The organism is Bradyrhizobium sp. LA6.1, assembly GCF_040547805.1.
GTDB classification, from domain to species: domain Bacteria; phylum Pseudomonadota; class Alphaproteobacteria; order Rhizobiales; family Xanthobacteraceae; genus Bradyrhizobium; species Bradyrhizobium barranii.
This window is the reverse complement of sequence record NZ_JBEPQK010000027.1, coordinates 51,824-77,917: the sequence shown is the minus strand read 5'-3', so window position 1 is coordinate 77,917 and position 26,094 is coordinate 51,824. Positions and strand designations below refer to the sequence as shown.

Annotated in this window: 20 protein-coding genes and 2 pseudogenes; 14 read left to right on the top strand and 8 right to left on the bottom strand. The window is 61.1% G+C overall.

The window, feature by feature from the left end; all coding sequences use genetic code 11:
- The first annotated feature begins 207 nt into the window (after positions 1-207).
- From ABIB99_RS40805 to ABIB99_RS40770, 8 genes are all read left to right on the top strand, one after another.
- On the top strand, positions 208-4,179 hold the full coding sequence (locus ABIB99_RS40805) for an autotransporter outer membrane beta-barrel domain-containing protein (protein ID WP_354181371.1): 3,972 nt from the start codon (positions 208-210) through the stop codon (positions 4,177-4,179).
- Between the two features lie 198 nt (positions 4,180-4,377).
- Positions 4,378-4,656, top strand: a complete 279-nt coding sequence (locus ABIB99_RS40800; protein ID WP_354181369.1) for a hypothetical protein — start codon at positions 4,378-4,380, stop codon at positions 4,654-4,656.
- A gap of 166 nt (positions 4,657-4,822) precedes the next feature.
- The gene (locus ABIB99_RS40795) at positions 4,823-4,945 is read left to right on the top strand and encodes a hypothetical protein (protein WP_354181367.1); all 123 of its coding nucleotides are present in this window, start codon (positions 4,823-4,825) and stop codon (positions 4,943-4,945) included.
- Between the two features lie 1,090 nt (positions 4,946-6,035).
- A complete protein-coding gene (locus ABIB99_RS40790; RefSeq protein WP_354181365.1) occupies positions 6,036-6,272 on the top strand; it encodes a hypothetical protein in 237 nt (78 codons plus the stop codon).
- A 170-nt stretch (positions 6,273-6,442) separates the two neighbouring features.
- Complete coding sequence (locus ABIB99_RS40785; RefSeq protein ID WP_354181363.1) at positions 6,443-6,631, top strand: hypothetical protein; 189 nt, start codon at positions 6,443-6,445, stop codon at positions 6,629-6,631.
- A 735-nt stretch (positions 6,632-7,366) separates the two neighbouring features.
- Positions 7,367-8,317 carry a helix-turn-helix domain-containing protein gene (locus ABIB99_RS40780; protein WP_354181361.1) on the top strand — a complete coding sequence of 317 codons (951 nt, stop codon included), beginning with the start codon at positions 7,367-7,369 and terminating at the stop codon, positions 8,315-8,317.
- Positions 8,318-8,663: 346 nt separating this feature from the next.
- Positions 8,664-8,906: a hypothetical protein gene (locus ABIB99_RS40775; RefSeq protein WP_247344453.1), complete on the top strand. Its 243-nt coding sequence runs from the start codon at positions 8,664-8,666 to the stop codon at positions 8,904-8,906.
- 175 nt (positions 8,907-9,081) lie between these two features.
- Positions 9,082-9,384: a hypothetical protein gene (locus tag ABIB99_RS40770; RefSeq protein WP_354181359.1), complete on the top strand. Its 303-nt coding sequence runs from the start codon at positions 9,082-9,084 to the stop codon at positions 9,382-9,384.
- A gap of 170 nt (positions 9,385-9,554) precedes the next feature.
- On the opposite strand, the gene ABIB99_RS40765 is transcribed toward ABIB99_RS40770, so the two are convergent.
- The 3 genes and pseudogenes from ABIB99_RS40765 to pdhA form a co-directional block, all read right to left on the bottom strand.
- Positions 9,555-10,643: a dihydrolipoamide acetyltransferase family protein gene (locus tag ABIB99_RS40765; RefSeq protein WP_354181357.1), complete on the bottom strand. Its 1,089-nt coding sequence runs from the start codon at positions 10,641-10,643 to the stop codon at positions 9,555-9,557.
- A gap of 20 nt (positions 10,644-10,663) precedes the next feature.
- Positions 10,664-11,643: pseudogene (locus tag ABIB99_RS40760) on the bottom strand (alpha-ketoacid dehydrogenase subunit beta).
- Entirely contained in the window at positions 11,636-12,724 is a 1,089-nt protein-coding gene (gene pdhA, locus ABIB99_RS40755; protein WP_249807685.1) for a pyruvate dehydrogenase (acetyl-transferring) E1 component subunit alpha, read from the bottom strand. The pseudogene ABIB99_RS40760 and the gene pdhA overlap by 8 nt, the downstream one beginning before the upstream one ends.
- Positions 12,725-14,160: 1,436 nt before the next feature.
- On the opposite strand from pdhA, the pseudogene ABIB99_RS44565 reads away from it, so the two are divergent.
- Together ABIB99_RS44565 and ABIB99_RS44560 are read left to right on the top strand one after the other, a co-directional pair.
- Positions 14,161-14,739 (top strand): annotated as a pseudogene (locus tag ABIB99_RS44565) (IS110 family RNA-guided transposase); the annotation flags it as partial.
- Entirely contained in the window at positions 14,636-14,971 is a 336-nt protein-coding gene (locus ABIB99_RS44560; protein WP_502917555.1) for a transposase, read from the top strand. The pseudogene ABIB99_RS44565 and the gene ABIB99_RS44560, both read left to right, overlap by 104 nt.
- Positions 14,972-15,349: 378 nt before the next feature.
- Here the strand turns inward: ABIB99_RS44560 and ABIB99_RS40745 are convergent, their stop codons facing one another.
- Positions 15,350-15,805, bottom strand: a complete 456-nt coding sequence (locus tag ABIB99_RS40745) for a Rossmann-fold NAD(P)-binding domain-containing protein (RefSeq protein WP_354181352.1) — start codon at positions 15,803-15,805, stop codon at positions 15,350-15,352.
- Positions 15,806-15,889: 84 nt separating this feature from the next.
- On the opposite strand from ABIB99_RS40745, the gene ABIB99_RS40740 reads away from it, so the two are divergent.
- Positions 15,890-16,078, top strand: coding sequence for a hypothetical protein (locus tag ABIB99_RS40740; protein WP_354181393.1), 189 nt, complete (start codon positions 15,890-15,892; stop codon positions 16,076-16,078).
- Here the strand turns inward: ABIB99_RS40740 and ABIB99_RS40735 are convergent.
- The 3 genes from ABIB99_RS40735 to ABIB99_RS40725 form a co-directional block, all read right to left on the bottom strand.
- The gene (locus ABIB99_RS40735) at positions 16,022-16,273 is read right to left on the bottom strand and encodes an SDR family oxidoreductase (protein WP_354181350.1); all 252 of its coding nucleotides are present in this window, start codon (positions 16,271-16,273) and stop codon (positions 16,022-16,024) included. The genes ABIB99_RS40740 and ABIB99_RS40735 overlap by 57 nt on opposite strands.
- A 50-nt stretch (positions 16,274-16,323) precedes the next feature.
- Positions 16,324-17,076 carry a cupin domain-containing protein gene (locus ABIB99_RS40730; RefSeq protein WP_354181348.1) on the bottom strand — a complete coding sequence of 251 codons (753 nt, stop codon included), beginning with the start codon at positions 17,074-17,076 and terminating at the stop codon, positions 16,324-16,326.
- Positions 17,077-17,407: 331 nt separating this feature from the next.
- Positions 17,408-17,692 (bottom strand): GYD domain-containing protein, encoded by a 285-nt coding sequence (locus tag ABIB99_RS40725; protein WP_354181346.1) that lies wholly within the window; start codon positions 17,690-17,692, stop codon positions 17,408-17,410.
- Positions 17,693-18,370: 678 nt separating this feature from the next.
- On the opposite strand from ABIB99_RS40725, the gene ABIB99_RS40720 reads away from it, so the two are divergent.
- The 3 genes from ABIB99_RS40720 (at position 18,371) to ABIB99_RS40710 (ending at position 24,111) form a co-directional block, all read left to right on the top strand.
- Complete coding sequence (locus ABIB99_RS40720; protein ID WP_354181344.1) at positions 18,371-19,813, top strand: FAD-binding oxidoreductase; 1,443 nt, start codon at positions 18,371-18,373, stop codon at positions 19,811-19,813.
- A gap of 47 nt (positions 19,814-19,860) precedes the next feature.
- The gene (locus ABIB99_RS40715) at positions 19,861-23,190 is read left to right on the top strand and encodes an adenylate/guanylate cyclase domain-containing protein (protein WP_354181342.1); all 3,330 of its coding nucleotides are present in this window, start codon (positions 19,861-19,863) and stop codon (positions 23,188-23,190) included.
- Between the two features lie 378 nt (positions 23,191-23,568).
- Positions 23,569-24,111 carry a 3-keto-disaccharide hydrolase gene (locus ABIB99_RS40710; RefSeq protein WP_354181340.1) on the top strand — a complete coding sequence of 181 codons (543 nt, stop codon included), beginning with the start codon at positions 23,569-23,571 and terminating at the stop codon, positions 24,109-24,111.
- Between the two features lie 714 nt (positions 24,112-24,825).
- Here the strand turns inward: ABIB99_RS40710 and ABIB99_RS40705 are convergent.
- Positions 24,826-26,076, bottom strand: coding sequence for a D-amino acid dehydrogenase (locus ABIB99_RS40705; protein ID WP_354181338.1), 1,251 nt, complete (start codon positions 26,074-26,076; stop codon positions 24,826-24,828).
- Positions 26,077-26,094 lie beyond the last annotated feature (18 nt).

Here is a 26,094-nt window from a genome sequence, read left to right as displayed (position 1 = left end):
ATATCAGAAATCGCCACCAGACCGCAAACACAACGCGAATGTCAGAAAAGGGTCAGAAAAGCACCCACCCCGCGTCAGGACTCCGGCGCTGCTGCGAGGCACCCTCGGCGGCAACTTTAATGGGGCCGTTGCGGCGGAACTCGCCGCGCGGGACGAGGGGCTATGGTGTCGGGGAACTTCAAAAGGCCAACGGACATCGTCCGCCGGTTGCGGACCGTTCTGCTGGTGTCGTCGGCGTTGTGCCTGGCATCGACCCTGCCGGCCGCGGCGCAGGACGCCACGTGGAGTTCCACGCCCGGCACCGGCAACTTCAACACCGCCGCCAACTGGATCCCGGGCGCGGTGCCGACCGGCACCGCCTTCTTCGGCACCTCGAGCAGGACCGCGCTGTCGTTATCGGGTGGCACCAGGGTCGGCGGCTGGACGTTCAACGCGGGCGCGTCGAACTATAGCTTCAGCAACAGCCAGTTGCTCACTTTCACCGGCGCCGGCATAGACATCCAGGGCGGCAGCGCCACCATCAACAACAACAGCGGCGGCACCACGTTTTTCGACAACACCAGCACGGCCGGCAGCGCCACCATCACCAACAGCGGCGCCAGCTACATGGGCTTCTTCAACAGCAGCACGGCCGGCAGCGCCAGCATCACCAACAACGCCACCCTGGACTTCGGCGACGCCAGCACGGCCGGCAGCGCCACCATCACCACCAACAGCGGTGGCCGGAGCCAAATTTTTCAAAGCGCCAGCGGAGGAACCGCGCGATTCATCCTGAACGGCACCGGCGCTCTCGACGTTTCATTTAGCACGACCGGCACCACGGCCGGCTCGATCGAGGGCGCCGGCAACGTTTTTCTGGGCTCGAAAAACCTGGCGGTCGGCGGCAACAATCTCTCGACCACGTTTTCCGGCGTCATCCAGGACGGCGGTTTCTTTGGCGGCACCGGCGGCTCGCTGACCAAGACCGGCAGCGGCACGCTGACGCTGTCGGGCGTCAACACCTATACCGGCGCCACCACGGTCGAGGCCGGCACATTGCGGGCGGGCGCCGCCGGGGCGTTCGTGGGCAATACCGCCTATGCGGTGAATGGCGGCACGCTCGATCTCAACGGTTTCAATCTCACCATGTCGTCGCTGTCAGGCACCGGCGGCACCGTCGCCTTGGGAGCGGCAGCGCTCACGATCGATCAGGCGACCGACACGATCTATGCCGGCGCTGTGACCGGCACCGGCTCGCTGACCAAGACCGGCGCCGGCACGCTGACGCTGTCGGGCGCGAACACCTACACCGGCGCTACCACCGTCGATAGCGGCGAGCTGGCGGTGAGCGGCTCGATCGCGTCGTCCAGCATCACCAACAACTTTAGTTTGCGCTTCAAAGGCACCGGCACGGCCGGCAGCGCCACCATCACCAACAACTTCAGCCTGAACTTCAACGACGCCAGCACGGCCGGCAGCGCCACCATCACCAACAACAACTTCGGCAACGTGGCCTTCAACGAAAGCAGCACGGCCGGCAGCGCCACCATCATCAACAACAACTTCGGCAACGTGTTCTTCTTCGACAGCAGCACGGGCGGCAGCGCGAGCATCATCAACAGCGGCTTCCTGGACTTTAGCGCCACCAGCACGGCCGGCAGCGCCACCATCACCACCAACAGCGGGGGCAAGATCGGATTTGATCATAGCGCCAGCGGTGGAACCGCGCGGTTCATCCTGAACGGCACCGGCCTTCTCGACATTTCCTTGCTCATGACCGGCGGCACCACGGCCGGCTCGATCGAAGGCGCCGGCAGCGTTTTTCTGGGCTCAAAAAACCTGGCGGTCGGCGGCAACAATCTCTCGACCACGTTTTCCGGCGTCATCCAGGACGGCGGTTTCTCTGGCGGCGCCGGCGGCTCGCTGACCAAGACCGGCAGCGGCACGCTGACGCTGTCGGGCGCGAACACTTACACCGGCGGCACGACGATCAATGCCGGCACGCTGGCGATCTCGGCCGACAACAACCTCGGCGCCAATACCGGCGGCCTGACGTTCAGCGGCGGTACGCTGCAGTTCGGCGCGAGCTTCGATCTGGCCAACACCCGCGCCATCACACTGAACGCGGGCGGCGGCACGTTCGACACCAACGGATTCAACACGACGGTCTCCCAGGCGATCGGCGGCACCGGCGCGCTCGTCAAGGCCGGCAGCGGCATGCTGACACTGTCGGGCGTCAACACCTATACCGGCGCCACCACGGTCGAGGCCGGCACATTGCGGGCGGGCACCGCCGGGGCATTCGCGGGCAATACCGCCTATGCGGTGAATGGCGGCACGCTCGATCTCAACGGTTTCAATCTCACCATGTCGTCGCTGTCAGGCACGGGCGGCACCGTCGCCTTGGGAGCGGCAGCGCTCGCGATCGATCAGGCGACCGACACGAACTATGCCGGCGCTGTGACCGGCACCGGCTCGCTGACCAAGACCGGCAGCGGCACGCTGACGCTGTCGGGCGTCAACACCTATACCGGCGCGACCAGCGTCGATGGCGGCAGGCTGGCGGTGAACGGCTCGATCACCGCGTCGAGCGGCGTAACCGTCAACAACGGCGGCACGCTCGGCGGCACCGGCATCGTCGGCAATACCACCATCAATGGCGGCACGCTGGCGCCGGGCAATTCGATCGGGCTGCTGACCGTGCAGGGCAATCTCGTGCTTACGGCGGCATCGCGCTACATGATCGAGGTCTCGCCTGTTAATGCCGACCGCGTCAACGTGACGGGCACTGCCAACCTTGGCGGCGCCACCGTGAATGCGAGCTTCGCGGCTGGCAGCTATGTCGCGAAGCAATACACCATCGTTAACGCCACCAGCGGCCTCGGCGGCAGCACGTTCGGGACCTTCGTCAACACCAATCTGCCGTCAGGCTTCAAGACCAGCCTGAGCTATGACGCCAACAATGCCTATCTCGACCTCGCGCTGGCCTTTATCGCGCCGCCCAACACCGGTCTCAGCGGCAACCAGTCCGGCGTCGGCAACGCGCTGGTGAATTACTTCAACCGCAATGGCGGCATTCCGCTGGTCTATGGCGGGCTGACACAGGCGGGGCTCACGCAGGCCTCCGGCGAGACCGCGACCGGCGGGCAACAGACGACGTTCAACGCCATGACGCAGTTCATGGGCATGATGACGGATCCATTTACGTTCGGCCGCGGCTTCGATGCGCCGGACGCATCGTCGTTCGCCGATGACAGCAGCGCGAACAGCTATGCCTCGACGGCGAAGAGCCGCGCGGCGCGCGACGCCTATGCGATGTTCAGCAAGGCGCCCGCGGCCCAGACCTACGATCCGCGCTGGAGCGTGTGGGCCTCGGGTTTCGGCGGTTCGCAGACCACCGACGGCAATGCGGCGCTCGGATCGAACGCCACCACGAGCCGCCTGTTCGGCACCGCGGTCGGCGCCGACTACCGCTTCTCGCCCAACACCATTGCCGGCTTCGCGCTCGCCGGCGGCGGCACCAATTTCAGCGTGACGGGTGGCGGCAGCGGCCGATCCGACCTGTTCCAGGCCGGCGCCTTCGTGCACCACACGGTCGGCGCGGCCTATCTCTCGGGCGCGCTGGCCTATGGCTGGCAGGACGTCACGACGGATCGCACGGTGACGATCGCCGGGGTCGATCGGCTGCGCGCGGCGTTCAATGCGAACGCGTATTCGGGACGTGTCGAAGGCGGCTACCGCTACGTCACGCCATGGGCCGGCGGCGTCGGCCTCACGCCCTATGCCGCCGGACAATTCACCACCTTCGACCTGCCCGCCTATGCCGAACAGGCGATCTCCGGCGCCAACACCTTCGCGCTGGCCTATGGCTCGAAGAGCGTCACCGACACCCGCAGCGAACTCGGCCTGCGCGCCGACAAATCCTATGCCGTGCAGAACGCCATCCTCACCTTGCGCGGCCGCGCCGCCTGGGCGCACGACTTCAACCCGGACCGCACCATCGGCACCACCTTCCAGGCGCTGCCCGGCGCGAGCTTCGTCGTCAACGGCGCGCGGCAGGCGAGCGACTCCGCGCTCACCACGGCGTCCGCCGAGATGGAATGGATCAACGGCTGGTCGGCGGCGGCAACCTTCGAAGGCGAGTTTTCCAACGTCACCCGCAGCTACGCGGGCAAGGGCACGGTGCGATATGCGTGGTAGCGGGTGCTCGAATTGCATCGCCGACCTGTGCATGAATATCCCATGGGGCGCCTAACGATTTGCAATTTCAACAACACATGAGTTCGCAGTTTTGTTCCGAATGGCGCGCCAGAATTCAACAACTTAGAACCCTTGCGGATAAACCGTCGAATATCTGTTTATCCGAACGAAATTCGGCGAATAGAAGCGAAGGGGCGAGTGCTGGTGCGAAGCGCGCTTGGCAAGGCCGTTCTGGCCGCCTCGACGTCCGCGCTGCGCCGCGAAATGCTCAATCTCACTGCTTCAGCCGTCGCAGAAAAGACGCCGAGTTGGCGAAGGATCGACGCTTCGTCGATGAAACGGAGAAGGGACGGCTACGCATCGTCAGCCGGCGGGTCTGAGGCCAGCATCAGTGCCATCGCATTGGCCACTGCCGGTGGAGGGCCGGTTCTCGGCAGCCTCAACCTGATCTTTCTTCTCCTCATCGATGACACCTGAAGGGGCTGCATCGATGACGCCCGAAAGGTCGAGCAAGTACCGTCCCAGCAAAAGGTGGGCCAGGACTGCGATTAAGCGCCGGGACAATGACTTCGATTTGCGATTAGGGGACCGAAAGGCCCTTTGAGAAGCTGATCGCACTCCCGCGAGACCAAGAGGAGCGAGCATGATCGACCCTCCTCATTTCAATACGTATTCAATCCAAGCACGCGTCTGCCTTGGCGTTGCCACCATCGGCGCTGCGCTGCTCGTTGCTGGGGCGGTGGCGAGAATTTATTTCGTGCAGTAAGGCCGCGCGCGGCTGCTGAGAGCCTCCACCTAAGTTTTGTTCTGGCGTCGCTCCGACTCCGAGTGCATACTGGTTCCATCACCGCACACGGCATCGTTGCTTCAAATCGGTGATCAGAACGCCGGTTGCGCTCCTGCCCAATTCACTTAGGGAAGGGAGAGTGCCATGAGACGACGCTCACACTCCCACACATTTGACGACAATCTGAACGCGGAGAGGGCCCGCATTATCGCGGGACTGCAAAACACACAGCCGGGACAGCAACGTGATCTTCTAGAAAGCAAACTGCGCCAGCTCGAAACGGCGTCTGCTATAGACGGGTGGCTGACGTCGCCGGGCCTGCAACCTCCTGAAGAATAAGGCCGCCTCAGTTGGTGGCCTTTCGTTTGTGAAAGGGGGTCACCAGATGCACGAGTACCGCGCTTATCTCATGGGCCTCGACGGGCATATCGAGCTTCGCATCCAACTGATTTGCGAGGACGAAACCGAAGCCAAGAATCGCGCCAAGGTCTTGGCTGACGGGTACGACGTAGAGCTATGGCTTCAAGATCGAAAGGTCGCGGAACTTAAGAGTGAGTAAGGCCGCGTCAGTTGGCGGCCTCTGTGTGCTCGTCATCCTGCTATGTCACCTGTTGGCCCCTTAGCAGAAGTTTTTGATCTGGGGCCGGATGACGGCTTTTGACCCAGCCTGTGTGAAAACGTGATGCTTTAGGCAGGCGAGCTCGACATGTTGATCACCGGGCCTGGCTCAGGCGCGGATCGCTTCCATCAAACCACCAACGCCCAGAATGCTGATTACCCTTTTCATGTTGTAGGCAAGGACGCTGCCGTCCTATCTTCTCTTCCCTCCCGGCCCCGCGCGTCACGGCGCGCGCATCCACACATCCCGCTCTTCATCGGCGGTTAGGATGGCCGGCATCGCTCGGGACGGGACGGATGGCTCGACCACCGCATTAGTCGCGTGTGCGCCTGTATCCTAATTCCCACACTTGCGACCAAAAGCATCCGTTTGTCGGCTTTCGAACAGACGGGCCAAATCCACTCCGTTTCAACTCCACGGTTGAAAGCAGTCATCGGTTGGGGAGACGGAATGGAACGTTCCCTGTTAATTGAACTGGCGCGCGACAAATATGTCGCGCGCTGCAAGCAACGGGCCTTCGATCACCTCGACCGAGGTGATCTTAAGAACGCGGTCGCTTCGTTTGTCGGCAGTATGAACGCGCGTCCCGATTGCGAGTTGCCACACTACTTGGCAACGCTCGGCGCTTCGCTGGTAACGGCGAAGGATGCACTCGGCTGGAGGGCGCTCGTTGAAGGATTGAGGTGATGATACCGTGATCAGCGCGCGAAAGGGATAGACATCAAGCGCGCACTCCGGAGCCCAAAGTTCCGTGGTTTCCCTTTGTATGAATGAGAGTATTGTTTTTTGACCTTTGGGGGTGTGGGGTGGCGCACTACCGAGCTTACCTTTTGGATCAGCACCGCCACGTTATAAGCGTGGCCAATTTGCAGTGTGCCGACGAGCGTGAAGCACGAGAACGTGCTGAGCAGCTAGTTGATATCAACGATATCGAGCTATGGCATCTCGATCGCCGTATTGCGGTGTTTGAGGCCGCCATAACCCGTACCTCGCAAGCGGCGGAACAGGGAAGCCTTCAGCGGGCGCAGCGCCCTACGGACAAATGAAGCGTAGATGAAAGCTCAGCGCGGTACTAACATCTCGGTCCCGGCTTCCGTGTTGCGGGTCACTGGCGCCGAATAATTGGGGAAGACGCCGGGCATCGGCGTCAGGTTGCCGACATAGCGATTGAATATCCCAAGCGGAAGAGCGCCAGAATGCGGCCGGGTTGGTGATGCCGTAGAGGGTACACATGCGCCGCGCTGACTAGCGTTTCCTAAAATCCTTTAGCTTGCGCATGTAGTAGCCTTGCGCCTGAACAGCGAGCCTAATTTCCTCGCTAACGGAAGCGACTTTTCTCTTCTTCTTACGCCATTTGCCTGACACGTCAGGAGGTGGAATTGATAAACCGTTGCGCACGACGAGCAGATCGCGCCTGTCGTTCAAATACACATCGAACATTGTGAGGCCCCCAGCCGAGCATTAGATTATCGCGGGGAGCAGAAATACACCAGAGCAGGTGCGATCTAGACCGCAGCGCAGCAATTCAATGGAGGAGTTCGATACATTCCCATTGCTTTGCTAATGCCTTGCAACGCCCTGAATGAATGCTCCCAACAACTGCATCATCTGCTGCTCATTGACTTGATTGATGCGTTCCTGATTATGTCCTCACACCCAAAATGATCCTCGTTCTACTGCTGGCTCATTGAGCCCTGACGTGTTGGTCGCTATACACTCAATCCGTAGTATTCCGGAATCCCTAGAACCCGATTCGGCTTTAGTATTGTTAAAGGGCCGCCTTGGCCCTCAATAGGAGAACAAAGGTTCTCGCTGTGTTGGCGCCAAAGGTATTTCGCTTTACTGATCTCGATCAGTATCGAACAGCCGTGCAAAATCTGAAGGTCGAATTTACGCCTCTCGCACGGAAAATCTCTGCTGAGCAAGTCATCCTCAATCTCCCGGGATGTGACATCAATTTTGCCAAGTCTTTCCCGCGCATCGCCGATGGTCAGCTTGCCGATAATTGCACAGCTGTCGGGTTCTCGATGGATGACGGTTTTCCCATTCGCTTCAACGGGGTCGAAAGAGATCACTCAGCTATCGCGATCGGCGGCAGCGGTGCTGCATATTCCACGGTCGAACGAGCCGAGCGGCAATTCACATCGATCATTTTCACGCCAGCGATACAGGATCGTGGCTGGCCGCAGGCAGGTCCCAACTGGAAAGCGTTCGAAACGAGCACCGCTGCGCAGCATTGGCTGCGCGAGCTCGTGAGGCAGATCCTGTCAACTTCCGCGTCATTCGATGCCTGGGAGGCGGGCGACGCTTCGTCCGCAATCCGGGAGTCCCTACTGGCTGGAATTGATGCCGCATTCGCCCACGTTGTTGACGCAAGATGGGCGTTTCATGCGAATTGCCTCGGGTATTTCAGGATTTTCCGAGATATTCAGGCAGTATTGTCCGGTAACATTGGGCGTCCGGTCTACAGCGATGGACTTGCGCGAGAAGTTGGCGCCTCGGTGCGAACCATGCACGAGGCGGTCAAGCGATACCGAGGAATGAGCCTCCATCGATATTTGCGCCTGAGGCGTCTCTGGCTCGTGCGGCAACGACTGCTGGCCGGAGCGGATAGCGTAAAGGCGTGTGCGCTCGCTCTCGGATTTTGGCACTTAGGTGATTTCGCGAGGAGTTATCGTCTTCAGTTCGGCGAACGGCCCTCGGACACTCTGGTGAAATCGCGCCTCCAGTGATGCGGCGTTTTAGAATTGCCGGTCGTGGGCTCCCCCTTGCCGCGAAGAGCCAAGAGAAGATCATCCTGGCGGCCACGGTTGGCGTCCGGTGACGAGGGGCATCGGATCGGTCACTAAAGCTGTTCGGGACACTATAGAGACACCAATGGCCTATAATATAGAATTCACTTGAGTCTTTCTGATGCTCCTTCTCCCCCGAGGGGCCGGGAGTTTTCAAGCTGAATGTTTTGAATTGACTGGTCTGACGGACATTTCAAGAATACTGTTTCCTGCATCACCTCTTGGACCGTGGCTGTTATCGGTGACTGAGAGTGTCGGCTCCCGCCAGAAAAAAGGGGAGCACCACATGCCCATTTATCGCTTATTGCGAAACCTGCCGATGGGATCGGACGAGATCAGCCGGTTGACAACGGCCTACGAGAAGACATTGCACACCATTGGTCTTGTTGACCGGAATGACCCGCTAGCCGAGATGATCGCCAAGAAAATAATCGAGATCGCGCAGACTGGCGTGCGCGACCCGGCGAAGCTTTCCGCACTCGCGATCAAGGAACTTCGGGTGAAGTACAGCGGTGGACCGCTGGATTGAAGGTTTTGTGAAGCGCCTGCACGAACTCTTAGACCGCATAGCCGGTAAAAAGTAAGGGGTGTCCTAAGTTGAATTCCGCAGTGGCCTAATTTGTTCGCAGACTGCCGAACTCTGTTCATGCGCCAGATGGACTAGGCTTTAAAGGGGGAAGAAGCCTGCGGTGCAAGAGCGTCCATTGCGCTCCCCGTCCGGCTTGCGGCTACCTGGGCAACGCCGCAATATCCGGCTGATGCCAAACTTAGCCACCTGTCAAGGAATCCTTCGTCGGCTGATCGCCAAGGGCGACCCGAACGCCATTTCGCTGGCTGAGCGGGCCATCAACGAATATTGGGACGTAACACTGGAAAGAGGCAGAAAAAGCGGCCTCCGGCTCATCCAGCTCGACGTGCTGGAGCAACGGAACGCGGTCATTGGGGCCCAGCACGACTTCGCCCAGACCGTAAACGACTACATCGAAAAGAAGCTGAGAGGCGAATAGGCAGGGTGCATAACGAGCACCTGCGACTGTCCTAATTCTCCACCGCGAGCGTCGGAATCGAAAGGGGCCGCCTTTCAGCGCCCCCTTGCTGGTTGAAAATGCTTGTTCGGGATGTGAAATGCCAGCCCCGGCGAAAGTTGAGCGACCTTAGGCCTGCTCTCGCACGTGGTTCACGAAATCCGCTGAAGATCGGACTTGAGCGCGACTATGAAGCGAGCGGCCTCACCGCCCGTCACCACGCGGTGGTCAAAGGTGAGCGACAGCGGCAGTATGCGCCTCACTGCGGGCTGGCCGCGATGCGCGACCGCCCGCTCCGAAATCCGGCCGGCGCCCACGATTGCCGCTTGCGGCGGCACGATGACCAGATTGGCAAACCGGCCTCCGATCATCCCGAAATTCGACAACGTGATCGTCGCGCCGCGCAGCTCTTCCGGAGGGATCGAGCGGGCGATCGCGTCGGCCCGCAACTGGTCAAGTCCGCTCCGCAGGTCCGGGACGCTCCGCTCCGCGATGTTGCGCAGCACGGGAACGATGAGGCCGCCTTCCGTATCGACGGCGATGCCGAGATCGATGCGCCCGATGAGGCGCCGTTCTCCACTGCCGGAATGATACCAGGCGTTGAGCGCCGCCTCTGCTTTGCAGGCAGAAGCGATGGCGCGCACCAGCCGGATTGTCACGTCCTCGCCCTGTCGCCAATCGTTGATATCGGCTTCGTCCGTCACTGTGGCGGGGACGATTTCGGCATGGGCCGCCGTCATGCGCTGGGCCATCGCGCGGCGCAAACCGCGCAGGGGTTCGGCAGGGCCGGTCTGTGACACACGCTTGGCCGCCCGTTCGACATCGGCGCGAGTGATGCTGCCGCCGGAGCCGGTCCCCTCAACGAGTCGAAGATCGACGTCGAGCTTGCGCGCCAGTGTGCGCACCGCCGGAAACACCTGTCCGGCCGGTCGCGTGGTAACGATCCCTGCCGGCGGATGTTCGTCGCTGCCAAGCTCGCCGACAATTGTGCCGGTGTCCTGCTCGGCGCCCTCGGCAAACTCGACGAGCGGCGCGCCGACCTTCACGATATCTCCCTTGGCGCCGAACAGGCGCGCGATACGTCCGCTCGACGGCGACGGTATCTCGACGACCGCCTTGTCGGTCTCCACCGAAACGAGCGGCTGATCGGTGACAACATGATCGCCTTCGTTGACGTACCAGGTGACGATCTCCGCCTCTTCAAGGCCTTCTCCAAGGTCCGGCAACACGAACTGGCGCATGGGGCAAGGTCCGTTGCAGTTCAGTTGAACTGGCACGCCTTTCGGGCTGAGGTCACGATGCGCTCGACCGAAGGCATGTAGTGCTGCTCAAGCCGCGCCATAGGGATGACCGTGTCGTAGCCGGGACGCGGGTCACGGGTGCAAGCAGCGAGGACAAGCCGCGTTCAGCGATAAGCGCGGCGATCTCAGCGCCAAATCCGCCAGTGTGTGCCGCCTCGTGTACGATGATGCAGCGCCCGGTCTTTGCGACCGAACCGAGCACGGTGCTTTCATCATAGGGCTTGAGCGTGGCGAGATCGATGACCTCGGCAGCGATACCCTCGTCAGCGAGTGCATCGGCCGCAGCCATGGTTTCCTTCAGCATCGCGCCCCAGCTGATCAGCGTGACGTCGCGACCTTCCCTCAAGACAAAGGCGACATCCAGCGGCAAGGCCTCACCGTCGTCCTTCACCTCGCCCTTGGCTGCGCGGTATAGCCGTGTCGGCTCCAGAAATACCACGGGATCAGGATCGCGGATCGCGGCAAGCAGAAGTCCGTATGCGCGTTCCGGCGACGAGGGCATGACGACACGCAAGCCTGGAATATGGGCGAGCATCGCCTCGGTGCTTTCGGAGTGATGCTCGGGCGCACGAATGCCGGCGCCGTGCGGCGTGCGCAGAACCATCGGGCAGGTGAGCCGCCCCTGGGTGCGGTTGCGCATTCGCGATGCATGGTTCACCAATTGATCGAGGCAGGGATAGAGAAACCCCATGAACTGGATTTCGCCGACGGGTTTCAGCCCCTGCGCCGCCATGCCGACGCAGAGCCCGCTGATCAGGAGTTCGGCAAGCGGCGTATCAAGGACGCGCTCGGGTCCAAAGCGCTTTTGCAAACCCACGGTGGCGCGGAACACGCCGCCATTGACGCCGACATCTTCGCCAAGCACGACCACGCTCGGATCATCCTCCATCGCGCGGCCAAGCGCCAGATTGATGGCTTGGACCAACGTTACCTCAGGCATAGTCCTCTCCCGCGAGTTCGCTGCGTTGCGGGGCATAGACCTCGGGCAGAGCGGCATAGAGGTGATCGAACATGGTGTCGGGCCGGCGTGGCGGCGTTGCCAGATAGCGTTCGACCGCGGCCTCGATGCGCTCATGGCACTCGGTTGCAAGCTTTTCCTCGTCCGCTTTGCTCCACATCTTTTGGCCAGCAAGATAAGCCCGTACCCGCGCAATCGGCTCTTCCTTCCAATGGGCCTGAACTTCTTCAGCCGGACGATAGCGTGATGCATCATCGGAGGTCGTGTGATCGCCGAGCCGGTAGGTAACCGCCTCGAGGAAGCGTGGGCCATTACCATCGCGGGCTGCGGCAATGGCCTCTTCAGCCGCGGCGCGCATCGCCACCACGTCACTCCCATCTACCTGCTCGCCTGTGAACCCGGCGGCGATGGCCTTCTGCGCCAGCGTTTCCGAGCCGGTCTGCAGCCGCAACGGTACCGATATGGCCCATTGATTGTTGGTGGCGACGAACACGACCGGCAATTTGTGTACACCGGCAAAATTCATCGCTTCGTAAACATCGCCCTTGGAGGTGGCGCCGTCGCCGAAAAGGCATACGGCGACACGCGGCTCCTTGCGCAGCTTGAAGGCGTACGCGACGCCGGCGGCATGCGGCGCCTGTGATCCGACGGGAACGCAAAACGGGAAATCGTGGGCCGGCCCGGAGGAGAAGCAATTGCCTCGTTCGTCGCCGCCCCAGAACAGCAGGATCTCCTCCAGTTTGACGCCACGCCAAAGCAGCGCACCGTTGTCGCGATAGGAAGGCAGCAGTACGTCTTCATCTCGCATCGCACTGGCTATTCCGACCGATACCGCCTCCTGGCCGAGCGAAACGGCATAGGTTCCGAGCCGCCCGGTGCGCTGCAATGCAACAGCCTTCCGGTCGAACAGGCGCAGGAGCACCATCGATCGGTAAAGCGCTACAAGCAGGTTGGCATCGGAGGCGAAGGCAGGGAGCAGGCGGCTGATGGAGCCGTCTGGCGCGAGGTAATTGCGGTAGCATACCTCGAATCGGGCGATCACCGGGAGATCTTGGGTTGGCATTTTTTTGCTGGCCACGTTCTCGCTCCTCGAGCGATTGTGCCTCCCATGACTGTGCCATTTGGTGGTGACGCCGGGACGATGCAAGACCATGGCGCGTTTGCCTTGCCGTGCGCCATTGCCGTCCTGCGGGGTTACGCGATCATGGAAGCGGCACTGCGGCGGTGGTATATCGAAGCATGGCAAATGGTCAGGTTGTCCTGGTAACAACTCAGCCGTTAGGCGGCGGTCCACCCGTTCGCTCGGTCTATTTCGTGGCGGAAAGGGATCCGGAAACCGCTGTGGCGATTATCGCCGCGATGATGGCTCCGAACGAAAAGGTGGAAGCGTGGGGACCGCTTCCGGAGGCCGCTGTGAAAGCGCTCGGATTGAAGCCTGGCGACTTCACGCACGGATGAACGGCAATCTAACGCCCGCTTGATTGGCGGTTCATGTCTTCCATGACGCCGCGGATCGCATCCATGTGTCGAAGCCTGATGCTAGTAAAGGTCGCGAACAAGGATACCGAAAGCGTCGTCTCCGCGCTTATCAAGCAATCGCAGCGACGCCATCAAAGTCTATAAGATCAGGCTGAAAGCGGCTGACAACACCGGGATGCCGGCCTTCTCACAGGATCGTCTCGCTTCGCTCAAGGAAAAGTATGCGCTGGCGGCCAAAGAGCCCTCGAATCTGCGGTACGGCTACGTTCGCGCGGCGTAAGGTCTAACGGCCGCGCCGGCGACGTGGCAAGTTTCGCGGGCGCGGTCGACGAGCGGCTGAGTGGCGAGGAAGGAGGCATAGGGAGCCTCTGCCACCCCCTCCGCTCACATTGCTGGATGAGTATCGACGACCAACGTGAGAGGCGCCGAACTAACGGCGTACTTCCATGCCGGCAGCGGCGATGCTTCAAAAAGGGAGATCCGGCAAATCGGAAATTGGCGAAGTCGATCTCAACGAGCTATGGAATGCGAGGTGAGCCGCAGGATAGCCGAGTAGGGCGTCTCCAAGGGCGGACAGCCCGATTGGCTGACTGATAAGACTTCATACGAAAGCTTATCAGCCTAGGGCAGGCCTCCCCGCTCTTCAAAAATGGCTGAGCGCCCAGCGAAGATGCCGTAGAGCGGAAAACATCTGCTTGTAGCGAGTATTTCGCATTTGATGCTGTGGACGGCTCCTCCACCGGCACGAGAGTGCCAAGGAGTGGGCGCCGTTTGAGGCTCCCACGATTCGGAGGAGCAGCCTATGCAGTCAATTTCGACAGTCGGCCTGGATATCGCGAAGTCGGTCTTTCAAGTGCATGGCGTTGATGCAGCCGGCGAGGTGGTCGTACGCCGTCAGTTGCGGCGCCGGCACGTGCTGGCATTTTTCCAGGAACTGCCGCCGTGTCTGGTGGGGATTGAAGCTTGTGCGTCATCGCTTGGTCCCGCGAGCTGCAGGCGTTGGGGCATACGGTGCGATTAATGCCTCCGGCCTATGTGAAGCCCTACGTCAAGCGGCAGAAGAACGACACCACCAATGCGGAGGCAATTTGCGAGGCGGTCACGAGACCCAACATGCGGTTCGTGCCGACCAAGACGGTCGAGCAACAGAGCTGTCTGATGCTTTATCGAGCGCGCCATCTCTTCATCCGCCAGCAGACGGCCGTCATCAATTCAATCCGCGCCTATCTTGCCGAGTTCGGGATTGTCGCCCCTCTCGGACGCAGGGGTGTCGAGCAACTGCTGGAAGTCGTCGCCGATGGAGCCGATCGCCGGCTGCCGGAGGTCGCCCGCACATGTCTTGCTGCTCTCGGCAGTCAATTGCGGGCGCTGAAAGCCAAAATCCTGGAGTTCGACCGCCGCATCATCGCCTGGCATCGATCAAATGCGACGAGCAAGCGGCTTGACGCGATCCCCGGCGTCGGGCCGGCGCTGGCAACAGCTCTGGTCGCCAGCATTGCTGATCCCAAGGCTTTCCGATCGGGTCGGGACTTCTCGGCCTGGGTTGGGCTCGTGCCGAAGCAGAACTCGAGCGGGGGCAAGGACAACGCTTGGCAGTATCAGCAAGCAAGGCGATCGCTATTTGCGCAGCCTGTTCACGGCAGGCGCACTCGCCGTGATCCGCTATGCCAAGATCCATGGCGCCCGGCATCGGCGCTGGCTCACCGCGCTGTTGGCGCGACGACCCACCAAGGTCGCTGCCATCGCGCTCGCCAACAAACTCGCCAGGGTGGCATGGGCGATGATGGCCAGGAACGAACGCTACAAAGAACCCGCCGCTCCCACGGCGTAAACGAGATCACAGCCGGGCACTCCGGTGTGACGTAACGGTTAGAAGGGCGAACAGCACTAATGCAGCGCCGGTCGATCCGGCGATCAGGACAACCCACATGGGCCACAGCATCTTCGAATGCGTGCTATTGACCGGGACCTGATCCGCGGAGGGCATTATGGCCAGCGATCATGCGTACCGCGCAAACACGCCGAACACATGGCTGCTCCGACTAACGCTGCAAGTGAAGATTCTTCTTGCCAACCCGGAGCCGTCCACACATGGCCCCTTGCGACAAAGGTGCTTTTGACTCCCCACTGGACATCAGGCGGCTGACAGCGGGCGGATATCTCGCGCGAACTGTCAGCTGTTGAATACGGGTTAACCGAGGAGCCTCTTTCATCCACAATTCGACAGCATCTTCCGGAGTATCGCCTCGACCGAGTGCGGCGAAATCCCAAGTTCAGCAAGTCCAGGCATCTCCGGCGATGACACGGTGTCGATTTGCACCAGTTCCACTTGATTGCGCGTGAGGAGGGGGCTTGGGAACATTTCGGAGGCCCATGCGAGTGCATTCCAAAAGGCAAATGGGATTGGAATCAATCGGGGCGTAAGCCCAGCTTGGTGCGCAACGACTCGAAGAAACTCCTCGTAGGAGTAGACGCGCGGGCCGCCGAACTCGAACATCGTTGAAGGCGTCTCGGCTCGCTGCATGGTCCGGCCGATCGCCTCCGCAACATCCTCCACGTAGGCCGGCTGCAATCTGGTCAGGCCGTGGCCGAACATCGGATAGATCGGAAGCTGGCGGAGGAGCCTGAGGATGGTGGTGAGAAACGCGTCGTCCGGTCCGAACATCACTGCCGGGCGGACGAAAAGTGCATCGCTGAAGGCGGCCCGAACCGCCAGTTCGCCTTCGCCGCGCTTTCGGATGTACCGTGATTGAGAGGCGCGATCGGCGCCGATGCCCGAAATGTGAATGAACCGTTCGACACCGGCACGGAGTGCTTGAGCCGCTACCCGTCGGGCTGCCTCGACGTGAACGGAATGAAAGGTCTCCTGTCCGTGCTCGAACTAAAGGCTAACCGCATTTACTACGCCGTAGGCGCCGGCAAGCGCATCGGCGACTGACTGCCCGTCGTGAATGTTGGCCCTTACGGATTGAAGCTGCGGATCATCAGGACCAAACAGTCTGTGCCCCCGATCTGGATGCCTCGAAGCGATCCGAACGGGAAATCCGTGAGCGCGCAAATGCCGAACGATGCGGCGGCCGAGAAAGCCGGTTCCGCCGAATACGATGACCGTGCGATCGTTCGTTGCCACCATGATTCAAATTCGCTAATTGACGTGGGATCGAACGACCCGCCCTCCGTTAGCTATTGTTTCTTTGCTGGTGCACCCGGAAGCACGGCTGCCACACCTTCCGGATTGATGTTGAAGGCCAAGAATATCAATGGCTCGTTGCCTGGGTTGCCCCATTGGTGCACGAGGGCGTACGGTTCATAAATCAAGGAATCCGGTTCCCTTGCTTGCGTTTTTCCGTCGACCGTGTTGGCCCCGGTGCCGGAGATGATAAAGTATAGAGCCGCGCCTGACCGATGGTGCGGCGGGTTGGAAGGCATCTGCGCCGGAAATATGACTCGCGTGAGATTGAGATCATAAGCACCTGGCTTTAGGTCGGGAATCGGACTCGCAGTTCGATACAGCTCTCTTACGACGGCAGGTGGTGTCTCGGCAGGCCGGTCCAAGTCCGCAGCGGGAGCGAGAAAGAAGTGGAGAAATGTCGATGGCCCTCCGCGACCCGCCGTCAGCGCCGCGGTCTTTCCGCCGGCGACGAACAGCCCTTCTCCGGCGTTGAGTATCTTGGCCTGGCCGTCGAGCGTGACCTCGGTCGATCCTGAAATCTGGTAGAGGATGCCGTTGGCCGCCGAGACACTGCTTTTCTCGTCCGGCTGAAGAGTGATGCTCGTTGCTTTGAAATGGACTGGCACATCGGTGACGGTCGGCAGTTTGGTTGCGGCGATCACTGTTCGTGTAATTGCGGGAGCGGCGGGGGTGATTTGCGCGGTCCCGGAGGCCGGAAGCGCCATCGCACCGAGCAGCAATAGTCCAGTTGTCCTGAACTGCATGATTGCCTCCCAGGTTCAGCGTAGTGCGTGCCGAGGATCTCCTTGACCTGCTTCCCTGAAACTCTGAGCCTAAGGTGCGGGCTAAGCTGCTGCAACCGCGTCTTCTTTCTTGCCGATATGTCTGTGATGCCCTGGGGAGCTAGGCTGCCCTCCGCAGCAAGGGCGACAGCCCGCAACGCGAAAAGAACCAGGAGCGTGCGCTCCGAGGATTCGTCGCACTGACTCAATACCTGTAGCGCGGCGCTAAGACACTCGAACGAGAACTCGATCCCAGCGTCCGTTGCGCCACGGGTCGCTCAACTGTGAGCACGGTTGGCCTTCCGTCCGGCACTCAGTCCGCTGCGTTCTTAATCGCGGTTTCGAAGGTCTTTGCCTCGAAAGCCGGCATACTTTGAATCCGCCCCAGACCCTGGGTGGAATACCAGACGGAAAACGCAAGGACCGCCTCCGGATTCGGCGCATCGACAATGTCGACGAAATCGTAATAGCCCTGCGTGTAGTGGATCGACTCGACCTTGATGCTAAGCTGGTCGAGCTTTGCCCTGGCCTTGCCGACCCGCTCCGACTGCTTGCTTGCCCACTCCGGGCTCAGATTTCCGAGCAGCACATATTTCATGGCCACCTCCACGGCATGTTGATTGATCGTTTTGCGCGAAGGACCATGCAATTATACGTCTTTTGCCGACCTGTGCCTATGCAGTTCTGCGTAACGTAGCAGTGCAACCTACTCGAAGCGAGCCACGACCCGGCCGAGGTCATCCGTCAGATGCGCGCGGGCCCGCTTGGCGCTGTCATCGGGCATGCCGTGAAGGGCGTCGGCCACCCCGCCGGTGATGCAGGCACCCGTATCGCCGGAAGCCTGCGCAAGCTTCCGACGTAGGACATCGATGCTGATCCATCTGACTTCCCATCAGCCAAATGCTAATCGCGGCTATTGGGACCTTCTGGGGCGCAAAGCGGACATCGGCCGACCTCCATCCCTTCCTCTACCCCCGAAGTTCCCTGTGCGGACCGGATTTCTTGGTTTCGTCCGCAGGTGACGGAAAGCCGACCCGCGCGGGCTTGTAGGCGCTCCTAATCCACGAGACACTCTGTCGCAGAACCATTCGTTTTGCCGGAGGACTAACCTCTAGGTGGAAATCTGCCGTTCGCAATGTCGAACGGCGTGCAGCGGGGTGATTCTGCGCCGCTTCGGTTGCAAGAGTCCGTGGGCGTGGCCGCCTTTCTGCTGATCCGTCCAAGAGTATGAGAGCTGACTGCCGAAATACTGACCGCTAGTCACGGAGAAGATGCCATGGCGGAGATCCGGCTGGCCTCGCTGCAGGGCGGGGCGATTACGCTTGAAAGCGATGCAATTGCTGCCTTTCGCCAAACCTTGCGAGGCGACGTCTGTCTGGCCGAGGAGCCGGGCTACGATGAAGCACGCACGATCTGGAATGCGATGATCGATCGCCGCCCAGGCGCGGTCGTGCGCTGCAGAGGGGCCGCAGACATCATTCGTGCCGTACGGCTTGCGCGTGAGCACGGCCTCTTGGTCGCCGTGCGCGGCGGCGGCCATAACATCGCGGGTAATGCTGTTTGTGACGGCGGGCTCTTAATCGATCTTTCGCTGATGCGCTCCGTCCGGGTTGATCCATTTCACCGCACCGCGCGCGTGGACCCGGGGGCAACGCTTGGCGACTTCGACAAGGAGGCGCAAGCTTTCGGCCTTGCTACCCCGCTCGGGATCAACTCGACGACCGGCGTTGCGGGATTGACGCTGGGCGGCGGCTTCGGGTGGCTTAGCCGCAAGTTCGGGCTTGCCGCCGACAACCTGATCTCGGCCGACGTGGTGACGGCCGAAGGTGAGCTCGTCCGGGCAAGCATCGCCGAGAATACCGACCTGTTCTGGGCGCTGCGCGGAGGCGGAGCCAATTTCGGGGTTGTGAGTTCGTTCGAGTTCCGCCTGCACCCTGTTGGCCCAATGGTTCTGGCCGGACTCATCGTCCATCCCTTTGCGCGAGCGAAGGAGCTGCTCGCGGGCTATCGCGACGTCGCCGTCAAGGCGCCCGACGAACTGACGGTGTGGGTGGTGCTCAGGCAGGCGCCGCCGCTGCCGTTCTTGCCCGCCGAGGTTCACGGCAAGGAGATCGTCGCGTTCGCCGTCTGCTATGCGGGAGATGAGAACGAGGGCAAGCGTGCATTGGAGCCCTTGCGCGCGCTCGGAGAGCCGATCGCGGACGTGATCGGCATGCAGCCCTTCGCGGCTTGGCAGACCGCGTTTGACCCACTGCTCACGCCCGGCGCCTATAATTACTGGAAGTCGCACAATTTCGTCGAGCTCAACGATGGTCTTCTCGACATGCTGGTGGGCCATACGACAAGCCTGCCGACCGGGGAGTGCGAGATTTTCATTGGTCAGCTTGGTGGCGCCACCAGTCGCACGGCCGTCGACGCCACGGCGTTCCCCCACCGCGATGCGAAGTTTGTCATGAACGTTCACACGCGATGGCGCGATCCGGCGGATGAGCAACGTTCGATCGCCTGGGCGCGCAGGCTCTTTACTGAGACCGCGCCTCACGCAACCGGCGGCGTCTACGTCAACTTCATGCCGGAGGACGAGACCGATCGCGTAGCCGGCGCCTACGGCCCGAACTACGCTCGTCTTGCCGCGCTGAAGGCCAAGTACGATCCCGGCAACCAGTTCCGGCTAAACCAGAACGTCAGGCCGTCCGCCGCACAGCGACCGGCCGCCTGACAAGAGGAGGAGGGGATCCGTAATCGAGGGGGGCTACGGAGACGAAGTTGGACATCGGAGAATGGCTGCGCAGCCTGGGCCTGCAAACCTATGAGCAGACGTTCCGCGACAACGGAATTGACCCTGAGATACTGCCCCACCTGACGGCTGAAGATCTCAAGGAGATTGGAGTCCAGGCCGTCGGCCACCGACGGAAGCTTCTCGATGCAATCGGCCTGCTACCAGCGGACCTGGCTGCGGCGCGGTCCCCCGCGTCGGTGGAGCGCCGTCAGCTCACGCTCATGTTCGTCGACCTCGTCGGCTCGACCGACCTCAGCCGCCGTCTCGATCCCGAGGAGCTGCGCGAGGTCATGCGGGCCTACTCGAACACCGTAGCGGGAGAGATTGCGCGACTGGAGGGCCACGTCGCGAAGTTTCTGGGAGACGGAGTGCAGGCCTATTTTGGCTGGCCGCGCGCAAGCGAAGATGCGGCAGAGCAAGCTGTCCGGGCGGGACTTGCGGTCGCAACAGCGGTCAGCGGCCTGTCGTCAGGCGCAGGAGGCCTGCTGGCAGCACGCGTCGGCATCGCCACCGGGCTTGTCGTGGTGGGTGATCTGCTCGGGGAAGGTGCTGCGAAGGAGGAAGCGGTCACTGGGGAGACGCCTAATCTCGCGGCCCGTCTGCAACAGGTTGCGGAGCCCGGTACGGTCGTTATCGCCGACAGCACGCGCCGCCTGGTCGGCGATCTCTTCGAATTTGTTGAGCTCGGTTCCCTTCGGCTCAAGGGGTTTGCCGAGCCGGTGCAAGCTTGGCGGGTCATCGGCGAAGGCCGGGTAGAGAGCAGGTTCGAGGCTTTGCACGGAGCCCACGTCACGCCACTCGTCGGGCGCAGCGAGGAGCTCGATTTGACGCTGTCACGGTGGCGGCTTGCCAAAGGACGGGCTGGACAGGTCGTCCTGATTTTTGGCGAGCCAGGAATCGGAAAATCACGATTGGTGCTCGCGCTGCGCGAACGGCTACAGGCCGAACAAATCACGCTCGTTAGCTACGCCTGTTCGCCGCATCACCTAAACAGCCCGCTCTTTCCCTTCATCTCGCAGCTCGAGCGCGAGGCACGGTTCGCAGCTGAGGATGCCGCGGAAACACGGCTCAAGCGCCTCGAATTACTCCTTGGCGAAAACGGCGAAGGGCTGTCTAGCGATGCAATCCGGCTTCTTGCCGATCTGCTCGGCATTCCAACTGAGAGGCCGAGTACCCAGCCAGAGATGTCGCCGCAGCAAAGGAAGGCGCTCCTGTTCCGCACATTCCTGGCCCGGCTCAATCGACTTGCCGCTCGTGGCCCGGTGCTGATGGTGCTTGAAGACGCGCACTGGCTCGATCCCACCTCGCGCGAGCTGTTCGATCAGATCGTGGATCGTCTTCAGGACCTGCCAGTGCTGGTCGTCGCCACATTCCGCCCGGAACTCCCACCGCCATGGACCGGGTTTCCGCACGTCACGTTGCTCATGCTAAATCGCCTGCCACAGGCGCAGGTGGTTGTACTCGTCGACCGGATCACCGAAGGCAAAGCGCTTCCCGCCGAGGTCCTCGACCAGATTCTGGCGCGGACCGAGGGTGTGCCGCTCTTTACCGAGGAGCTCACGAAGGCCGTTCTTGAAGCCGGGATTCTCCGCTACACCGGCGCTCGCTACGTGCTCGCAGGGGCATTCCCGTCCTTGGCGATCCCGGCGACGCTCCACGATTCGTTGATGGCGCGGCTTGACCGTCTTGCCCCAGTCAAGGAGGTCGCCCAGATCGGAGCCTGTATCGGCCGTGAGTTCGATCACGAGCTGCTTGCTGCGGTCGTGTCGATGCCAGGTGGGGAGCTCGCTGCGGCGCTTGACCGCCTGGTAGCGGCAGAACTCGTTTTCCGGCGCGGCCTCGCGCCTGCCGCTACCTATGTCTTCAAGCACGCCCTGGTGCGCGATGCCGCCTACGAAAGCCTGCTCAAGCGGCGCCGCCAGGAGCTGCACACGCGGATTGCCACATCGATCGAAGCGCTCTTTCCGCAACTTGTCGAAGCACAGCCGGAGCTCGTCGCCCGTCACTTTGGCGAGGCGGGATCGGGCGAGAAGGCCATTCCATACTGGCTGAGGGCCGGCCGCCTCGCGGCCGCCCGATCGGCGAATATCGAGGCAATTGCCCATCTGCGATCGGGGCTCGAGTGCACCAAAGCACTTCCTCCTGGAGCATCACGCTCGCGCTTCGAACTTGCCCTGCAGCTTGGGCTTGGCGGCCCGCTGATTGCAACAAAAGGATTTGCTTCACGCGAGGCAGAAGCGGCGTTCCAGCGCGCACAGGAGCTCAGCCGCGAACTGCAGAGCGAGGCTGATCTCTCCGCCGCGTTGAAGGGGCTCGGCCACGTCTATCATGTGCGCGCCAACCTGCGCGAGGTCACAAGCCTCGTCGAGGAGACGGAGGCGCTAGCGAAACGAAGTGGTGACCCCGTGCGTCAAGCCGAAGCCGATCATCTTGCGGGAGTGCTCTCGTTCCACCTCGGCCAGTTTCAATTCTCGCGCGACCGGCTCACAAGAAGCGCCCAAGCCGGCGAATATCGCGGTCGCTATTATTCCGAGGTTTACGGAATCGATATGAGCGTATTTTGCCGTGCCTACATGAGCCATTGCGACTGGCATCTCGGCTATCCCGTTCGCAGCCTTAGGATTGCTGAGGAAGGGCTCGCCGTGGCGCGTGAGATTTCACATCCATTCAGCGTCGCGCTCGCGCTCAACTATCTGGCGATGCTATATCAATTCCGGCAAGAGCCCGATGCCGCACTGAAAGCCGCTGCAGAGTCACGCGACATCTGCGCCGAGTACCGCTTCGACTACTATGGCGCATGGGCCAACCTCGTTCGCGCCTGGGCCATCGCTGAATCCGGCAGGCTTGAGGAAGGTCTTGCGGACTTTGATGCTGGGCTTGAGGATTTCCGGCGTACAAGTGCGGGGCTACGTATTCCGCACCATCTTGGCTTGCTCGCGGCGCTTCATCGCAAGGCCGGAAACGCCATGGCCGGGCTTTGGGTCATCGACGAAGCGGTCGCAATTGCGGACGCAAGTCTCGAGAGCTGGTGCGCCGTCGAACTTCACCGGGAGCGCGGTGAACTGCTGTTGCTGGCAGCCGGGGAGGAGGCCGAAAATCAAGCGGACGCGGAGTTCGAGGCCGCGATTGAAATTGCCGCTGCCCAGGGAGCAAGGCTGCCCGAGCTTCGCGCAAGCGTTGCGCGCGCCAGACTCCAGGCGGCACGCGGCATGCGGCGAGAGGCGCGCGACGCTCTTGTGCCGATCTACAGCTGGTTCAGCGAGGGCTTGGAAACACGCGATCTCATGGAAGCTCGCAAGTTGCTGGCAGACTTGTGACGAAGTTACCGCAATAACCACTCGATCTAGGTTCCGGACAAGATAGAGCTCTCGCAGGTTGGCTTTGGGGTCAAAGGGCTATCTGGCCGAACCGGCCCGTCGCGGTGCAAACCGGACATTCGGTTCCAACCCCGCATCGCGGAACGGCTCAATCAGCCGAGATTAGGCGACCGCCTTGCCATTACGTCGCGATCGGCAGTGCAACGTATACAAGACCGAGAAGCCTAGCCAGATTTCACGCACGGCCCTATCATTGAGGTCACCGCTCAGAGAAACATTAGGGCTGACGACCAGGAGGAGTTAATCATGCCAATGACGTTACGGCGTTCTTTGCAATTCGCTCTTGCTCTCGTCGCCTCGGGTTTCGCCGTGAGCCAGATGCTCCCACAGACTAAAGCCGAGGAAGCCGGCTGGATCACGCTCTTCGACGGCAAAGACCTCGAACAATGGGATCAGGTCGGACAATCCAACTGGCATCTGGCGGACGGCACGGTGACGGCCGACAAGATGGAGGGCAAAGAGGCCGGGTATCTCGTCAGCAAGAAGCCGTACAAGGACTTCACGCTGCGCGTCGAATTCTGGCCGAGCGACGATGCAAACAGCGGCATTTATTTCCGCTGCCTCGATGCCAAGAAGATCACCGATCGCACCTGCTATGAAGCGAACATCTTTGACCAGCGCTCCGATCCGAGTTACGGCACTGGCTCGATCACACGCTACGTCGAGATCAATTCGATGCCGAAAGCCGGCGGCAAGTGGAATACGTTCGAGATCACGGCGAAGGGTCGCGACATCACGGTCTTGCTCGACGGAGAGAAAACGGCCGAACTGCGGAACGGGATGTTCGATGAAGGCTTGATCGCCCTGCAACACGGGGCGGGAACGATCAAATTCCGCAAGGTGCAGATCAAAACTTTGTAAGGTGGACTCCGCGCTATGGATAATCGCTCTCGGAATCGGATGCGCGACGCCCTCACGCAAAGCGAGCGGTTCGTATATCAGCGGCTTAATCCTCTTCAGGTCAAAGCGCGAGCAGGTGTGGAAGGCAGCTCTTGGCGCAAACCGGACCACCTTTGATTGGCTTCGATTTTCTCGTCCGTAGTTAGCTCAAACTTGCCCATGATGGATTGGACCGAGAGTTCAATTGTTTCAATTGGTTAGAAGGCGGCGTGTGCACCGGGAGATCAAGAAAAATCTTGCGAAAGACAATGTGGGCAGGTCTTCCCAGTGGTGGGGCCGCATGTAGTCAGCGGACGGGAGCGGCCGAAATTTTCTGAGGGCAGGGGAGACAGGCGAGCACTGATGGGTAGTCTCAGCTATCCGACGTGGAAATTTCACTCCTTCCCTGCGCGTCCGCGCCGGAGCGCGCAGACAACCGGACCCGCCCACCGTTTCCGGCCGGCAGCGTTGACGACACCACGCGGCGGGACACGAACCGGCTTGGACTGACGCTGGGAGGTTATTACGGCCTTATCGGGCTCTTCATGTTCTCATGCTGGACGTTGGCCGATCTTTGGAATTGAGCCGATTTTGCTGGACGAGCCCGCGAACGGCGCGCCGCCTTCTATGATTTCTCGCTGAACCATCCAGACGGCCGTGTGCTCGACGGACCTGCGCGCGCCAGGCATGCGACGATCAATCATAACGGGAGAGTTCGAGGTCTGCGGTCTCGATCTCGGGTATTCGGTCGGAGATCAGATCCGCAATAACTCGCGCCGAGCCGCAGCTCATCGTCCAGCCCAATGTGCCGTGGCCCGTATTGAGAAACAGATTGCGGATTCCCGTCCGTCCGATGATCGGTGGCCCATCGGGGGTCATCGGCCTCAAGCCAGACCAGAAAGTTGCGGTCTTGGGATCCCCGCCGGGGAACAAGTCCATCACGGAGCGCTCGAGCGTGCGCCGCCGCGCCAAACCTAGGTCGCTGGTGTACCCTGAGACCTCGGCCATTCCCCCCACCCGAATGCGCTCCCCCAGACGGGTGATTGCGATCTTATAGGTCTCGTCCATCACGGTTGACTGAGGCGCGCGCGATGCGTCACTGATCGGAATCGTCAGTGAATAGCCCTTGATGGGGTATACCGGAAGTGAGATTCCGGCCTTCTTGAGCAAGAGCGGCGAATGACTTCCGAGCGCGACGACTATCGCCTGAGAACGAATGACGCCCCTGTTTGTGAGAACCCCACGCGCTTGTCCGTTCCCGACTTCCAAATCCTTGATGGTCTCACCGTAGCGGAAGGTCACTCCGAGCCTGGCAGCGGCTTTCTCAAGTCCATTGGTGAACTTGAAGCAATCACCGGTTTCGTCGTTTGGAGTTCGAAGCCCACCGACAATGCGATCGCGAGCATGATGCAGTGCCGGCTCGATCCGGATACAACCGTCGCAATCAAGGACCTCATAGGGAATGCCGTCTGCTGAAAGTCTCTCGATGTCCTTCGCTGAGGCGTCGAATTGCCGTTGAGTCCGAAAGAGCTGCAGCGTTCCCTGCATGCGATCGTCAAAAGTCAGCCCGGTCTCTGCCCGTACCGCAGCAAGCGCCAGGCGGCTATACTCCGCAAGCCTCAACATCCGGCTCTTGTTACGCGCATAGCGACCGGACGTGCAGTTTGAGAGCAAGCGAAGCAGCCAAGACAGCATCGCGCGGTCGAGTTTCGGGCGAAGGATCAGCGGTGAGTGCTCCATTAGCATCCACTTGAGGGCTTTCAGCGGAATCCCCGGAGCCGCCCAAGGTGAGCAGTATCCAAACGATATTTCGCCCGCATTCGCATAGCTTGTTTCCAGCGCTGGTCCTGGCTGGCGATCAACGACTGTTACTTCATGTCCGGACCTTGCAAGCTGATATGCGGTCGTGACGCCTATCACCCCCGCACCCAACACTGTGACTTTCATGAATCCACTTACTCGCTT

Bases quoted from the DNA above. Each gene is read 5' to 3' on its own strand.
- ABIB99_RS40735 (WP_354181350.1), bottom strand. From the start codon at position 16,273: ATGGTGGCAACGAACGATCGCACGGTCATCGTATTCGGCGGAACCGGC.
- ABIB99_RS40765 (WP_354181357.1), bottom strand. From the start codon at position 10,643: ATGCGCCAGTTCGTGTTGCCGGACCTTGGAGAAGGCCTTGAAGAGGCG.
- ABIB99_RS40745 (WP_354181352.1), bottom strand. From the start codon at position 15,805: ATGTTCGGACCGGACGACGCGTTTCTCACCACCATCCTCAGGCTCCTC.
- pdhA (WP_249807685.1), bottom strand. From the start codon at position 12,724: ATGCCAACCCAAGATCTCCCGGTGATCGCCCGATTCGAGGTATGCTAC.
- ABIB99_RS40720 (WP_354181344.1), top strand. From the start codon at position 18,371: ATGGCGGAGATCCGGCTGGCCTCGCTGCAGGGCGGGGCGATTACGCTT.
- ABIB99_RS40775 (WP_247344453.1), top strand. From the start codon at position 8,664: ATGCCCATTTATCGCTTATTGCGAAACCTGCCGATGGGATCGGACGAG.
- ABIB99_RS40795 (WP_354181367.1), top strand. From the start codon at position 4,823: ATGATCGACCCTCCTCATTTCAATACGTATTCAATCCAAGCACGCGTC.
- ABIB99_RS40705 (WP_354181338.1), bottom strand. From the start codon at position 26,076: ATGAAAGTCACAGTGTTGGGTGCGGGGGTGATAGGCGTCACGACCGCA.
- ABIB99_RS40725 (WP_354181346.1), bottom strand. From the start codon at position 17,692: ATGAAATATGTGCTGCTCGGAAATCTGAGCCCGGAGTGGGCAAGCAAG.
- ABIB99_RS40710 (WP_354181340.1), top strand. From the start codon at position 23,569: ATGCTCCCACAGACTAAAGCCGAGGAAGCCGGCTGGATCACGCTCTTC.
- ABIB99_RS40790 (WP_354181365.1), top strand. From the start codon at position 6,036: ATGGAACGTTCCCTGTTAATTGAACTGGCGCGCGACAAATATGTCGCG.
- ABIB99_RS40730 (WP_354181348.1), bottom strand. From the start codon at position 17,076: ATGCAGTTCAGGACAACTGGACTATTGCTGCTCGGTGCGATGGCGCTT.